Below are 13,221 nucleotides of genomic sequence, written 5' to 3' on the forward strand. Positions count from 1 at the left end.
CGATGCTAGCCGAGTTACGTATCAACGGCCTTGGGGTCATAGACGCGGCGAGCGCAGAGCTCGACCCGGGTTTCACTGTGCTGACCGGCGAAACAGGCGCCGGCAAGACAATGGTTGTGACGAGTCTGCATCTGCTCAGCGGTGCCCGGGCTGACGCGAAAAGGGTCCGCGCGGGCGCGGAAAGAGCAACCGTAGAGGGCCGATTCACCATTGATGGTGTGGCGAAAACCGTCAGGGAGGAAATCGCCGAGATACTCGAGTCGAGCGGTGCTGAGGAGGACTCTGACGGGTCTGTGATCGCAGTCCGCACGGTCTCCCGCGACGGGCGCTCGCGCGCCCATCTCGGTGGGCGCAGCGTGCCAGCCGGAGTGCTAGGCCGCTTCACCGGCGCCTTGCTGACGGTGCACGGGCAGAACGACCAGCTGCGGTTGCTGAAAGCTGACCAGCAACGCGGTGCGCTCGACAGGTTCGCTGGTGAGGCGATCACACCACTCCTTGATCGCTATCGCAGCGCTCGCGCCGAGTGGAAGAGACTGACAAAGGAACTTCACGAACGTACGACGCGTTCGCGTGAACTCGCGCAAGAGGCAGACCGCTTGCAATTCGGGCTCAATGAAATCGATGCCGTTGACCCCCAGCCAGGAGAAGACGAGTCGATCGCGGCGGAGGTGCGGCGGCTCGGCGACCTTGATTCGTTGCGTGGCGCTGCGACCGAAGCCCTCGCCGCAATCGCCGGAGCCAGCGACATCGCCGACACCACGGACACGAGTGCGGAGAATGCACTAGAACTTCTGGGCAAAGCACGGCACAGCCTCGAAGGAGCTGACGACCCATCGCTGGGAGAGCTTGCTCCCCGATTTCGTGATGCGATTGCGCTGGTCGGTGACCTCGGCGCCGAACTGAGTTCATACCTGGAAGGGCTGCCATCGGACCCGGGTGCGCTCGATGGGCTGCTCAACCGCCAGTCGGACCTCAAGATGCTGACCCGCAAATATGCTGCGGACGTCGATGGTGTGCTCGAATGGGCGCGCAGCGCACGGGAACGACTGGCCAGCATTGATGTATCCGCTGAAGCACTCTCAGAACTTTCCGCCGCCGTGGCTGCCGCGGGACGTGAACTCGCAGGGCACGCGATCAAGCTCTCCGCCGCGCGGAGGCGGGCGGCTGTGGCATTGAGCAAGGCGGTATCCACCGAACTGGCGGGCCTCGCGATGGGAAGGGCGAAGCTCGAGGTCTCGGTCGACACGACCGCCGTCGAAGCGAAAACTGACGGCGCGATTGAAGTTGAAAAGTCGTGGTATGTCCCCGGTCCATACGGGATCGACGAGGTCGAATTCAGACTGGCCGCACATCCAGGTGCCGAGCCGATGCCGTTGGCCAAGAGCGCATCGGGTGGCGAGCTGTCCCGCGTGATGCTCGCGCTTGAAGTCGTGCTCGCGGGTGGAGACAGTGCGGCGTCAATGGTGTTCGACGAGGTTGATGCCGGCGTGGGTGGCCGGGCGGCGATTGAGATCGGGCGGCGGCTCGCGCGGCTTGCGCGCACCCACCAGGTCATAGTCGTCACGCACCTGCCGCAGGTCGCGGCCTTCGCCGATACGCACCTCGTCGTCGACAAGACGGATCAGCCCGGCGGGACGATTGTCAGCGGCGTCCGGAACCTCGGGCCCGAGGATCGCGTGGCCGAGCTTGCCCGAATGCTCGCTGGGATGGGTGATTCGGACACGGGCCGGGCCCACGCGGAAGAACTTCTCGCGGTCGCTGAGCAAGAACGTCAGGCACTGGCCGCGTAGGCGCGCAAGGCTTCTCAGCGATGTCTCGACGTTGCGTAACTATTTGGTATCGGCGCGCCTCCCGCGCTCTCGGCGACATTGGGTCCATCATCGGGACATGAAGATGCCGTCCCTGCTGTCGCGCAATAGCACGTCGCTTCCAGGTATCAGTGGCACCGCACGGATTGATCGGGATACCGCGAAGGTTCTTCGTCGCGCCGGACGGGGCGATGTGGTCATCCTCGATGAGATCGATCTAGACCGCAAGACCGCTGATGCGTTGATCCGGGCGCAGGTACTCGCCGTCGTGAATGCCTCGCCGTCGATTTCTGGCCGTTATCCGAATCTTGGTCCGCAGCAACTCGTCGATGCGGGCATCATCCTCGTCGATGAGGTCGGTTCTGAGATCTTCCGTGAGGTCAAGGACGGCGCGAAGGTCCGCTTGTACGAGGGGGAGGTTTTCCTCGGCGAGAAATCGGTCGCGCTCGGTGTCCAGCTGTTCGAGGAGGAGATCAAAGACCTGCTCACTACGGCGAAGCAGTCGCTCGCCGACCATCTCGAAGCATTCTCTGGTAACACGGTCGAGTTCATTCGTACTGAGAGCCCGCTGCTTATCGATGGGATCGGTATCCCAGATATCGATGTCGAGCTTGCCGACCGTCAGGTACTCGTCGTCGATGCGGGACCTGACTACAAAGACGCACTGAAGCAGGTTAAGCCGTTCATCAAGGAGTACCAGCCGATTCTCATCGGTGTGAATGGCGGTGCCGATGCGTTGTTCAAGGCTGGGTTCAAGCCCGACTTGATCGTCGGTGATCCCGAATCGATGAGTTCAGAAACCCTCCGCTGCGGAGCTCAGGTTGTCCTGCCTGCAGACCCAGACGGGCACGCGAAGGGCCTTGAGCGGATTCAGGACCTCGGGGTAGGGGCGATGACGTTCCCTGCTGCGGGAACTCCGGCTGACCTTGCCCTCCTGCTTGCCTACCATCATGGGGCGTCGCTGATCGCGACCGTAGGGGTGAGTGCGTCACTTAGCGAGTTCTTCGACCGGGACAAGTCGGAATCGGCGCCCTCGATGTTCCTAACTCGCCTGCGGGTGGGGGAAAAGCTGGTTGACGGGCGCGCGCTGGCCACGCTCTACCGGAGCCGGGTGTCTGTCACAGCGATCGCATTGTTCGTACTCGCTCTAATGGCAGCTGCGCTGGTGGTGCTTCTCATCGTCAATGGCATTGAGGACCCGCTGTCGTGGGCGATCGATACCTGGAACAGGTTTGCTCTCTGGGTTCAGGGGCTTATCCGCGACCTCAGGGGCTGATGCGTGATTCCGCTGCGCTATCACGCAGTGTCCTTGGTGGCTGTGTTCCTGGCGCTTGCGTTGGGTCTGGTTCTCGGGTCGACCACACTTGCTGATCGGGTTGTGCAGAATTTGCGTTCGGACCGAAGTGGTCTGACGGAGCAGGCTGAGGCGCTTGAAGCGGAGCGTGACACCGCGCTGAACGAACTTGATGCGGCATCTGAATTTACCGTCACGTACGCGGACCGCCTACTTGACGGCGAACTGCGCGATCAGGCAGTTGTGGTGTTCGCGGCGCCGGGCGCAGACCCGGATGACGTCGCGGGTGTGCGGGACATGCTGACGCGCGCGGGCGGGTCGATACATGGAACGGTAACCCTCACGGAAGCATTCACCGATGTGGCCGAAGCGGAACGGCTCCGAGGTCTGGTGACGAACTCGCTCCCTGCGGGCGCCCAGCTCGATACAGGAGCGACCGATCAGGGCAGCATGACCGGTGACCTGCTGGGCACAGCATTCTTACACGCGCAGGGTGAGGGGCCGCAGGGAACTGACGAGGAACGTCAAGTGATCCTCGATGTCCTCAGCAGTGGCGGTTTCATTGCCCCTGAGGGTGCGGTGACCCCTGCCGCCTCCGCAGTGGTGGTTACCGCGGCGCAGCAGGAGAGAGATGGAAATGACGGAGCATTCGTTGCACGCTTCGCAGCCGGACTTGCCGCTCACGGTGCGGTTGTGGCGGCAGGAGGGCCAGAGTCAGCGGACGGCAACCACGCGCTGGCTGTGATCCGCTCGGAAACGAGCATGGCCTCGGCTGTCAGTACGGTGGACAACGCGGGGACAGCGCCAGGACGGGTAACGGTCGCGCTCGCGCTCGCTGAGCGGCTGCGCGGCGATTCGGCGCACTACGGGACGGGCCCGCGCGCAGTCGCAGTCACCCGAGGGGCCTAGATAACCGTGTTTTTCATTGCAAAGCATGGCGTCAGTGCATCAGGGAATGCGTCGAAGTGTTACCGTGAAGTCCCGTGGGTCAGCAGGCACCACACCCGGTCGTAGTATGTCTGCTCGAGTTGTCACGGGAGTCTCTTTGCCTTTCTCACGTCATCACGCGAAGACCGAGACGAAGCACATCTTCGTCAGCGGCGGCGTCGCCTCATCGCTGGGCAAGGGGCTGACAGCCTCGAGCCTCGGGCAGCTTCTCACCGCGCGCGGCCTGCGTGTCACGATGCAGAAGCTCGACCCTTACCTGAATGTCGATCCCGGAACGATGAACCCGTTCCAGCATGGCGAAGTCTTCGTCACCGAGGACGGCGCTGAGACGGATCTCGATATCGGGCATTACGAGCGGTTCCTCGACCGCGACCTGCCAGGTTCCGCGAACGTGACAACGGGTCAGGTCTATTCCTCAGTCATCGCGAAGGAACGCCGCGGGGAATACCTCGGCGACACCGTGCAGGTCATTCCGCACATCACTGACGAGATCAAGGCGCGTATTCTCGCCATGTCCGGCCCAGATTTGCAGGGCCACGTCCCCGACGTCGTGATCACCGAAATCGGCGGTACGGTCGGCGACATCGAGTCACAGCCATTCCTTGAGGCGGCGCGGCAGGTCCGACACGATGTAGGCCGCGAAAATGTCTTCTTCCTGCATGTTTCCCTGGTGCCTTACCTCGCCCCGTCAGGCGAGTTGAAGACCAAGCCAACCCAGCACTCGGTGGCGGCGCTGCGCAACATCGGTATCCAGCCGGATGCTCTCATTCTCCGCGCCGACCGGGATGTCCCCGAAGGGCTGAAGAACAAGATCGCCTTGATGTGCGATGTCGAGGTCGAGGGCGTGATCTCAACCGCCGACGCTCCTTCCATTTACGACATCCCGAAGGTGCTCCACCGCGAAGGCCTCGACGCATACGTGGTGCGGAAACTCGGTCTTCCCTTCCGTGATGTCGACTGGACAGTGTGGGGAGACCTGCTCGAACGTGTCCACAACTCGCGCGAAACCGTGCGAATCGCGCTGGTGGGTAAGTACGTGGACCTCCCAGATGCCTACCTGTCGGTGACCGAGGCGCTCCGGGCCGGCGGCTTCCATCATCGGGTGAAGGTTGAGATCGACTGGGTGCCATCCGACACGTGTGCGACCGATCAGGGCGCGCACGCCGCGCTCGGTGAAGTGGATGCGATCCTGATCCCGGGCGGTTTCGGGATACGGGGGATCGAGGGCAAACTCGGTGCTATCCGGTATGCGCGCACCAACAAGATCCCGCTCCTCGGCCTCTGCCTCGGCTTGCAGTGCGTCGTCATCGAGGCGGCCCGCTCAGTTGGGCTGGATGAGGCGAACTCGTCTGAATTCGAGGAAGAAACACCCCATGCTGTGATCTCGACGATGGCCGACCAGCGTGACATCGTGGCAGGCAACGCGGACATGGGCGGCACTATGCGCCTTGGCGCGTATCCCGCCGTGCTGACGAAAGGCTCCGTCGTCGCCTCAGCGTACGGCGCCACATCGGTGTCAGAGCGGCACCGGCACCGCTATGAAGTCAACAACGCATATCGGGACAAGATCGCGAAGAGCGGATTGGTTTTCAGCGGCACCTCACCCGACGGGCGCTTGGTGGAGTTCGTGGAGTACCCGCGCAAGCAGCATCCGTTTTTCGTTGCGACGCAGGCACACCCGGAGCTGAAGAGCCGACCCACGCGACCACACCCTCTCTTCGCCGCGTTCGTTAAGGCCGCGATGCGCTATTCGGCAGAGCAGCGACTGCCCGTCGATATCAGCGGAGATGACGAGTCACCTGAACTTGTGTCGAGTGAAGCCGAGTCAAAATGACTGAGCCGGGCAGCCACGAATTCAGTACGAGCGCGTCGCGGCTCGCCTACGACGGCGCAGTCATCGCGCTGCGCGTTGATGACGTTGTGATGCCCGGCGGCCGCTCTGCGGTGCGCGAGGTCATAGAGCATTATGGGGCTGTCGCTATTGTCGCGATCGATGATGAGGACAGGATTGCGTTTGTCGAGCAGTACCGGCACCCCCTCGGCGCTCGGCTGCTCGAACTGCCGGCGGGGTTGCTTGATGAGCCGGGTGAGTCGCCGCTCAGGGCTGCGGAGCGTGAACTCGTGGAGGAGGCGGGCATCGCGGCGGACAGCTGGAAGCTGCTCGTCGACGTCGCAGTGTCGCCGGGAATGACGGACGAGGTCGTCAGGGTTTTCCTCGCGCAGGACTTGCGGGAAACGGCGCGGCCAGAAGCGGAGCACGAAGAAGCTGACATGCGGATCCTGCGGGTTCCTCTCGCCGACGCGGTGAAGATGGCGTTGCGCGGCGAGATCAGCAACGCCACGAGTGTCGCAGGGGTCCTCGCACTGCACGCCGCGCGCGCTGCTGGCACAGACCTTCGCGAACCGGATGCCCCGTGGCCTCTGCGGCCATCCGCGCTGGCGCGCCGTCGTCACGGCGATGGCGAGTGACGTGAACCCGCCCGCGTTGCTGAGCGGGCAAGTGACGGCCTACCTCGATCATCTTGCGGTGGAACGCGGATCGTCACGGAACACCTTGACGTCGTACCAGCGTGATCTGCGGCGGTACGTGGCACACCTCGCTGACCGCCAGATCAGCGACCTGGCTGACGTCACCGAACATGACGTCGAGGACTTCGTTCTCGCCCTGCGCAAAGGCGATCCGGCGAACAATGTTCGGGGTTTGTCGGCGAGTTCGGTCGCCCGAGCGTTGATCGCAGCGCGGGGTCTGCACAAGTTCGCGCACGCCGAAGGCATGGCGTCAGCGGATGTCGCGCGTAGCGTGAAGCCGCCAAGTCCGGGTAAGCGGTTGCCGAAAGCTCTGCCCCTGGACGATGTGCTCGCAATTCTCGAAGCGGTGGGAACCGAGTCCGAAGGGCCGCGTGGCCTTCGTGATCGGGCGCTGCTTGAACTGTTGTATTCGAGCGGCGCCCGGATCACAGAAGCGATCAGCCTCGACCTGGACGATCTCGACCTGGAGTCCCGTGCGGTGCTGCTTCGGGGTAAGGGCGGCAAACAACGCATCGTTCCCCTCGGCCGTCCGGCCATCGCGGCGCTCGATGCATATGTGGTGCGGGGAAGACCCGCTTTGGTGCGGAGGTTCGATCCCGCGGTGTTTCTCAACAATCGCGGCGGACGACTCTCCAGGCAAAGCGCGTGGCAGGTCCTGCAGGACGCTGCGAAGCGGGCCGGTGTGACATCCGCCGTGTCACCGCACACGTTGCGGCATTCGTTCGCGACGCACCTGCTGGAAGGTGGAGCGGATGTGCGTGTGCTGCAAGAACTTCTAGGACACGCTTCGGTGACCACGACGCAGGTGTATACCGCTGTCACTGTGACGGCACTGCGCGAAGTGTGGGCGGAGGCGCATCCACGCGCGCGGTAAAAGCGCGTGTGCCTCGTGTCGAATAGCGCGTATAACAGCAGCAAACGGTAGCGTTAGCACCGTCACAGTCAGGACTGTGGGCGGTAACACCCAGAGAAGGAGTGCCAGAAACCGTGAAGACACCGCAGCAATTCGCAGCGGAGTCCGAGCGAGCAGCCGCGGGGAGCGGTGTCGCTGGTGGGGACGACGCGGCAGGTGCTCTCGGGAATGACCCCGGCGAGCCACTCGGTCCAACGGGCCGGCCGTTGCCGGTTATACCGGAGCCGACGGCGCTCAACAGCCACGGGCCCGCTCGGGTTTTGTCGATGTGCAACCAGAAAGGCGGGGTCGGTAAAACGACCTCGACCATCAACCTGGGTGCCGCACTGACCGAGTATGGACGGCGGGTACTCCTCGTCGACCTCGACCCCCAGGGTGCGTTGTCCGCAGGTCTCGGTGTTGCGCATCATGAGCTTGATCAAACGGTATACAACCTGCTCGTCGAGCCGCGAGTGTCGATTGAGCAGGTCCTAATGCGCACCCGCGTCGACGGGATGGATCTGTTGCCGAGCAACATCGACCTGTCCGCGGCCGAGATTCAGCTTGTCAACGAGGTGGGGCGCGAGCAGACGCTGCACCGGGCGCTGCATCCCGTGCTCGACCGGTATGACTACGTTCTGATTGACTGCCAGCCCTCGCTCGGCTTGCTGACCGTGAACGCTCTCGCATGCTCCGACGGGGTGATGATCCCGATGGAATGCGAGTACTTCAGTCTGCGCGGCCTTGCTCTGCTGAATGACACGGTGGGGAAAGTTCGGGACCGACTCAATCCGCGTCTCTCTCTCGCGGGAATTCTGGTGACCATGTTCGATTCCCGGACATTGCATGCTCGGGACGTGATGACCCGCGTTGTCGAAGTGTTCGGTGACCTTGTGTACCACACGACGATCAATCGCACTGTCAGGTTCCCTGAGACGAGCGTTGCTGGCGAGCCGATTACGAGTTGGGCGCCGAAATCCGCGGGAGCGGACGCCTACCGGCAACTTGCTCGTGAAGTGATCGCGGGCTTTGGCCGGGGCCGGTGACAGTACCCCTTCCTGATGATGCGCAGCCGGATGATCCCGGGGAGGTATTCCGGGTCACTCTGCGTAACTTCGAAGGGCCGTTTGACCTTCTGCTCAGTCTGATCAGTCAGCAGCGCCTTGATGTGACCGAAGTGGCGTTGCACAAGGTAACCGACGATTTCATCGCGTACACCAGACGGCTCGGTAGCCAGCTCGGGCTCGACCAGACGACCGAGTTCCTTGTTGTGGCGGCGACGCTGCTGGACCTGAAGGCTGCCCGACTTCTACCTTCAGCTGAGGTTGAAGATAACGAGGATCTGGCATTGCTCGACGCGCGCGATCTGCTCTTCGCGCGTCTGCTCCAGTACCGCGCATTCATGCAGTTAGCGCAGGTATTCTCGGAGATGGAAGAACGCGCGCTGCGCCGCTATCCGCGTTCGGTGTCACTCGAGGACCGCTACACGAGCCTGCTTCCCGACGTGGTGCTCGGTGTAACGCCGGAGCGGTTCGCGGAAATCGCTGCTGCCGCGTTCCGTCCGCGCCCGGTTCCGGAAGTCAACGTGACGCACATGCACGCTGAACACATTTCCGTGCCCGCGGAATCGAAGATTCTGTTGCGTCGCCTCCGCGAACGCGGTGCGGGTGAGTGGGTCGCATTTCCCGCTCTTGTCGCGGATTGTGATTCGGTGATGCGGATCGTTGCCCGCTTCCTCAGCATGTTGGAGTTGTACCGGGAGAAGGCGCTCGACATCGCTCAGCCAGAACCGCTCGGGGCGCTTCACGTCAGCTGGACTGGTGTGGAACCGCAATTAGCGGGAGCAGGAGAAGATTATGCAGGATGACCATCCCGACGATGACGCGGAACAGTGGACCGAGCAGCGCCTTGAGGCTGCGCTCGAGGCGCTGCTTCTCGTTGTGGACACGCCCGCCAGCGCGGAGTCACTCGCTGACGCTCTCGATGTGCCTGAGGACCGGATCCGCCGCGCCCTTGTGCGGATGGGAGCGAGTTATGAGTCACGGCGAAGCGGCATTGACCTGCGGTTCGCGGGAGACGGCTGGCGTATGTACACACGGAGCGAATACTCTGTGTACGTCGAACGTCTCATCCGGGACGGTGCGCGATCGAAACTGACTCGTGCAGCGCTGGAGACACTGGCGGTGATCGCGTATCGCCAGCCGGTGACGCGAGCACGTGTGAGCGCGGTACGCGGTGTGAATGTGGACGGTGTCGTGAGGACTCTCCTCGCGCGCGGTCTGATCGCCGAGACTGAACCCGACCCGGAATCGGCAGCGACGCGGTATGTGACGACGGAGCTGTTCCTGGAGCGGCTCGGTATTGCCTCGGTCGCTGAACTGCCACCGCTCGCACCCCTGCTGCCGGACGTGGACGTTATCGATGAACTGGGCATCGAGATCGAAAGTGATCTTGATGCGCGTATGGCGAAAAGCCACGCTCGCTCGTCTCGCGCAGAGGAGCGAGCAACATCTGAACAGGAATGAGAAATGAAGAGACCCGCTCGCCGAGATGGCACACCGGACCGAAACAAAAAGCCCTCCACGGGGGCGCGCCGCGGCCAGGAGTCGCGTTCGCAGCACTCCCGAACCGATAGCCCGGGAGGCAAGAAGCCTTCCTTCCCCAAGTCGTCGAGCCAGACGCCGGGCACACGCAAGCCCTCCGCTCGCAAGACCCATTCGAAACCGCAGCCGAAAAATCCATCGGCCGGGCTGCCGCGCATCAGTAACGCGCGCCCAGCACCCGAAGGTGCCCCTTTGCGAGGGGCCGCGCTCCCTGATACCGCTGCTTACGGTGAGGAAGGCGTGCGGCTGCAAAAGGTGCTGGCGCAGGCTGGCGTCGCCTCCCGCCGTGTATGTGAGCAGATGATCGACAAGCGTCGCGTCGAAGTGAACGGAAAGATCGTCACAACCCAGGGCATGCGGATCGACCCTTCCACCGCCGTGGTCAAGGTCGACGGCATGCGGGTGATGATCACCGAAGAACTGGTCCACCTCGCGCTCAACAAGCCACGCGGGTGGCAGTCGACGATGCTGGACGAACTCGGGCGACCGTGCGTTGGCGACCTCGTCGCCGAACGGATCGCTTCCGGGCAGCGGCTCTTTCACGTCGGGCGCCTCGACGCTGAAACCGAGGGTCTGCTGCTGCTCACCAATGATGGTGAACTAGCTCATCGCCTCATGCATCCGTCCTACAAAGTGCAGAAGACCTACCTCGCCGACGTCGAAGGGGTCGTGCGCAGAAGCGTTGACCGTGCCCTGGAGGCCGGTGTGACACTGGACGACGGACCAGTGCGAGTAGATGCTTTCTCCGTGGTCGACGCGTTCGACAAGAGCACCCTCGTGAAGATAGTCCTGCACGAAGGCCGCAAGCACATTGTCCGGCGACTCCTCGAACACGTCGGACACCCCGTGACCCGGCTCGTGCGCACCCAGATCGGATCCGTGCATCTCGGTGATCAGCGGCCTGGAACAATCAGGGCGCTGAACCGCCAAGAGGTCGGGGCACTGTACAAGGAGGTCGGGCTGTGAGCAACGTTGTGATCGCGATCGACGGGCCGGCCGGGACAGGCAAGTCGAGCGTCTCCCGCCGTGTTGCTGAGCGGCTGCGAGCCCGCTACCTTGATACCGGTGCGATGTACCGGATCGCGACGCTGCATGCGCTGCGTTCCGGTGCGGACGTAGACGACCCGGTTGCGCTCGCCGCGGTGACCGCGAACCTTCCGTTCTCGATCGGCTCGGACCCGCAAAGCGAACAAGTGATGCTTGACGGCGAGGATGTCGGCACCGAAATCCGCGGTGCAGCCGTGACAGGTGCAGTCTCCGCTGTCGCCGCGGTTCCGGCTGTTCGCGAGCAACTCGTTGAATTGCAAAGGCGGCTTTCCGTCGCAGCTGACCGCATCGTGATCGAAGGCCGAGACATCGGGACCGTCGTTCTCCCGGAGGCGTCTGTGAAGATCTTCCTCACCGCGTCCCCCGAAGCGCGCGCTAAGCGCCGCAACGACCAGAACATCGCCGAAGGCCGTGGCGACAACTACGACGAAGTGCTGGCAGACGTCATCAGGCGGGACGAGTTCGACTCGAATCGATCCGTGTCACCACTCCGGCCAGCAGAGGACGCGCTGATCGTCGACACCAGCGACCTCACGCTGGATGGTGTCGTCGACCACCTTCTCGCGCTCATCGAAGAGCGGATAGGAGCGTACAAGTGACCGACAATGATCTCACCGGAGGATGGTCCGCCGACGGTACCTGGAGCGACGAAACCGAGTGGGAACTCGGTGACATCGAAGGCGCAGCTGAAGGCGAATTCGTCCCGGTCCCGGTGCTCGCCGTAGTCGGGCGGCCGAACGTCGGCAAATCGACGCTCGTCAACCGCATCATCGGCCGCCGCGAAGCCGTCGTCGAAGACGTCCCAGGCGTCACCCGTGACCGCGTCTCCTACGACGCCGAATGGGCAGGGAAGCGCTTCACCATCCAGGACACTGGGGGCTGGGAGCCGTCAGCGAAAGGCCTGCAACAGTCCGTCGCCCGGCAAGCCGAACTGGCGATGAACACCGCCGACGCGATCGTCGTGGTTGTCGACGCGACAGTCGGCGCCACCGCCACAGACGAAGCGGTCGCTCGCGTTCTGCGACGGTCCAAAACGCCGGTCATTCTGGTGGCGAACAAGGTAGACGACCAGAAACTCGAAGCGGAAGCCGCGGCGTTGTGGTCCCTCGGGCTCGGAGAACCCTTCTCCGTCAGTGCCACGCATGGCCGGGGGACAGGTGATCTTCTCGACAAAATCCTCGAAGCGCTGCCCGAAACACCGCGTGAAATCATCGGCGCTACTGGCGGACCGCGGCGCGTCGCGCTCGTCGGTAAGCCGAACGTGGGCAAGTCGAGTCTGCTGAACAAACTGTCCGGCGATGAACGCTCCGTCGTGCACGACGTCGCAGGCACCACCGTCGACCCCGTCGACTCCCTCGTCGAACTCGGCGGAAAAGTCTGGCGATTCGTCGACACCGCCGGGCTGCGTAAACGCGTCATCCACGCGAGCGGCGCCGAATATTACGCGTCGCTGCGGACCCGGTCCGCGATCGAAGCCGCAGAGGTGGCGGTTGTGCTCATCGATGCGTCCCAGCCGATCAGTGAACAAGACCAGCGTGTCATCACCATGGTGGAAGAAACCGGCCGAGCACTTGTTCTCGCGTTCAACAAATGGGATCTCGTGGACGACGAGCGGCGTGTGCAGCTCGAGAAGGAAATTGATCGCGACCTGCAGCGTGTGCGATGGGCACTGCGCGTCAACGTGTCCGCCCAAACGGGCCGCGCCGTGCAGAAACTCGTTCCGGCGATGGAAACCTCACTCGAATCGTGGGACACCCGCGTCCCCACCGGACGGCTGAACACCTGGCTGCGTGAAACAGTAGCCGCGACACCACCGCCGATGCGTGGCGGACGGCTCCCGCGGATCCTCTTCGCCACCCAGGCGACCACACGGCCACCCACCTTCGTGCTCTTCACGACCGGCTTCCTCGAGGCAAACTACCGGCGGTTCCTCGAACGGCGGCTACGCGAATCATTCGGGTTCGAAGGAAGCCCAATCAGGATCGGCGTGCGAGTGCGGGAGAAGCGCGGCAAACCCCGGCGCTGACCGCGAGGCGATTGGCAACCAGCACGCGGGCTGTTGTAATCTAGCTGAGCTAACAACGGCGCCTCGGCGTCTTA

Annotated in this window: 12 protein-coding genes; all 12 read left to right on the forward strand. The window is 63.3% G+C overall.

Annotated features, from left to right (window positions below):
• Nucleotides 1-2 precede the first annotated feature (2 nt).
• Complete coding sequence (gene recN / locus AS9A_RS07375) at nucleotides 3-1,790, forward strand: DNA repair protein RecN (protein WP_013806326.1); 1,788 nt, start codon at nucleotides 3-5, stop codon at nucleotides 1,788-1,790.
• A 97-nt stretch (nucleotides 1,791-1,887) separates the two neighbouring features.
• Nucleotides 1,888-3,084 carry a putative cytokinetic ring protein SteA gene (gene steA, locus AS9A_RS07380; RefSeq protein ID WP_013806327.1) on the forward strand — a complete coding sequence of 399 codons (1,197 nt, stop codon included), beginning with the start codon at nucleotides 1,888-1,890 and terminating at the stop codon, nucleotides 3,082-3,084.
• Nucleotides 3,085-3,087: 3 nt separating this feature from the next.
• Entirely contained in the window at nucleotides 3,088-4,011 is a 924-nt protein-coding gene (locus tag AS9A_RS07385; RefSeq protein WP_013806328.1) for a copper transporter, read from the forward strand.
• 136 nt (nucleotides 4,012-4,147) lie between these two features.
• The gene (locus AS9A_RS07390; protein ID WP_013806329.1) at nucleotides 4,148-5,884 is read left to right on the forward strand and encodes a CTP synthase; all 1,737 of its coding nucleotides are present in this window, start codon (nucleotides 4,148-4,150) and stop codon (nucleotides 5,882-5,884) included.
• Complete coding sequence (locus tag AS9A_RS07395) at nucleotides 5,881-6,519, forward strand: NUDIX domain-containing protein (protein WP_013806330.1); 639 nt, start codon at nucleotides 5,881-5,883, stop codon at nucleotides 6,517-6,519. Before AS9A_RS07390 ends, AS9A_RS07395 begins: the two co-directional genes overlap by 4 nt.
• Entirely contained in the window at nucleotides 6,509-7,453 is a 945-nt protein-coding gene (gene xerD, locus AS9A_RS07400; protein ID WP_041451663.1) for a site-specific tyrosine recombinase XerD, read from the forward strand. Before AS9A_RS07395 ends, xerD begins: the two co-directional genes overlap by 11 nt.
• Before the next feature lie 113 nt (nucleotides 7,454-7,566).
• Nucleotides 7,567-8,517 carry a ParA family protein gene (locus tag AS9A_RS07405; RefSeq protein ID WP_013806332.1) on the forward strand — a complete coding sequence of 317 codons (951 nt, stop codon included), beginning with the start codon at nucleotides 7,567-7,569 and terminating at the stop codon, nucleotides 8,515-8,517.
• Nucleotides 8,514-9,338, forward strand: a complete 825-nt coding sequence (locus AS9A_RS07410) for a segregation and condensation protein A (protein WP_013806333.1) — start codon at nucleotides 8,514-8,516, stop codon at nucleotides 9,336-9,338. The genes AS9A_RS07405 and AS9A_RS07410 overlap by 4 nt, the downstream gene beginning before the upstream one ends.
• The gene (scpB, locus tag AS9A_RS07415) at nucleotides 9,328-9,996 is read left to right on the forward strand and encodes an SMC-Scp complex subunit ScpB (protein WP_013806334.1); all 669 of its coding nucleotides are present in this window, start codon (nucleotides 9,328-9,330) and stop codon (nucleotides 9,994-9,996) included. Before AS9A_RS07410 ends, scpB begins: the two co-directional genes overlap by 11 nt.
• Before the next feature lie 3 nt (nucleotides 9,997-9,999).
• Nucleotides 10,000-11,040, forward strand: a complete 1,041-nt coding sequence (locus AS9A_RS07420; RefSeq protein ID WP_083826486.1) for a pseudouridine synthase — start codon at nucleotides 10,000-10,002, stop codon at nucleotides 11,038-11,040.
• Entirely contained in the window at nucleotides 11,037-11,720 is a 684-nt protein-coding gene (gene cmk, locus AS9A_RS07425) for a (d)CMP kinase (protein ID WP_013806336.1), read from the forward strand. The genes AS9A_RS07420 and cmk overlap by 4 nt, the downstream gene beginning before the upstream one ends.
• Nucleotides 11,717-13,147: a ribosome biogenesis GTPase Der gene (der, locus tag AS9A_RS07430; protein ID WP_013806337.1), complete on the forward strand. Its 1,431-nt coding sequence runs from the start codon at nucleotides 11,717-11,719 to the stop codon at nucleotides 13,145-13,147. Before cmk ends, der begins: the two co-directional genes overlap by 4 nt.
• Nucleotides 13,148-13,221: the final 74 nt, after the last annotated feature.

Origin of the sequence: Hoyosella subflava DQS3-9A1, assembly GCF_000214175.1 — a bacterium.
Taxonomy (GTDB): domain Bacteria; phylum Actinomycetota; class Actinomycetes; order Mycobacteriales; family Mycobacteriaceae; genus Hoyosella; species Hoyosella subflava.

Excerpts from the sequence above, each read along its gene's own strand:
- AS9A_RS07420 (WP_083826486.1), top strand. The coding sequence starts at position 10,000 with ATGAAGAGACCCGCTCGCCGAGATGGCACACCGGACCGAAACAAAAAG.
- recN (WP_013806326.1), top strand. The coding sequence starts at position 3 with ATGCTAGCCGAGTTACGTATCAACGGCCTTGGGGTCATAGACGCGGCG.
- AS9A_RS07395 (WP_013806330.1), top strand. The coding sequence starts at position 5,881 with ATGACTGAGCCGGGCAGCCACGAATTCAGTACGAGCGCGTCGCGGCTC.
- steA (WP_013806327.1), top strand. The coding sequence starts at position 1,888 with ATGAAGATGCCGTCCCTGCTGTCGCGCAATAGCACGTCGCTTCCAGGT.
- scpB (WP_013806334.1), top strand. The coding sequence starts at position 9,328 with ATGCAGGATGACCATCCCGACGATGACGCGGAACAGTGGACCGAGCAG.
- xerD (WP_041451663.1), top strand. The coding sequence starts at position 6,509 with ATGGCGAGTGACGTGAACCCGCCCGCGTTGCTGAGCGGGCAAGTGACG.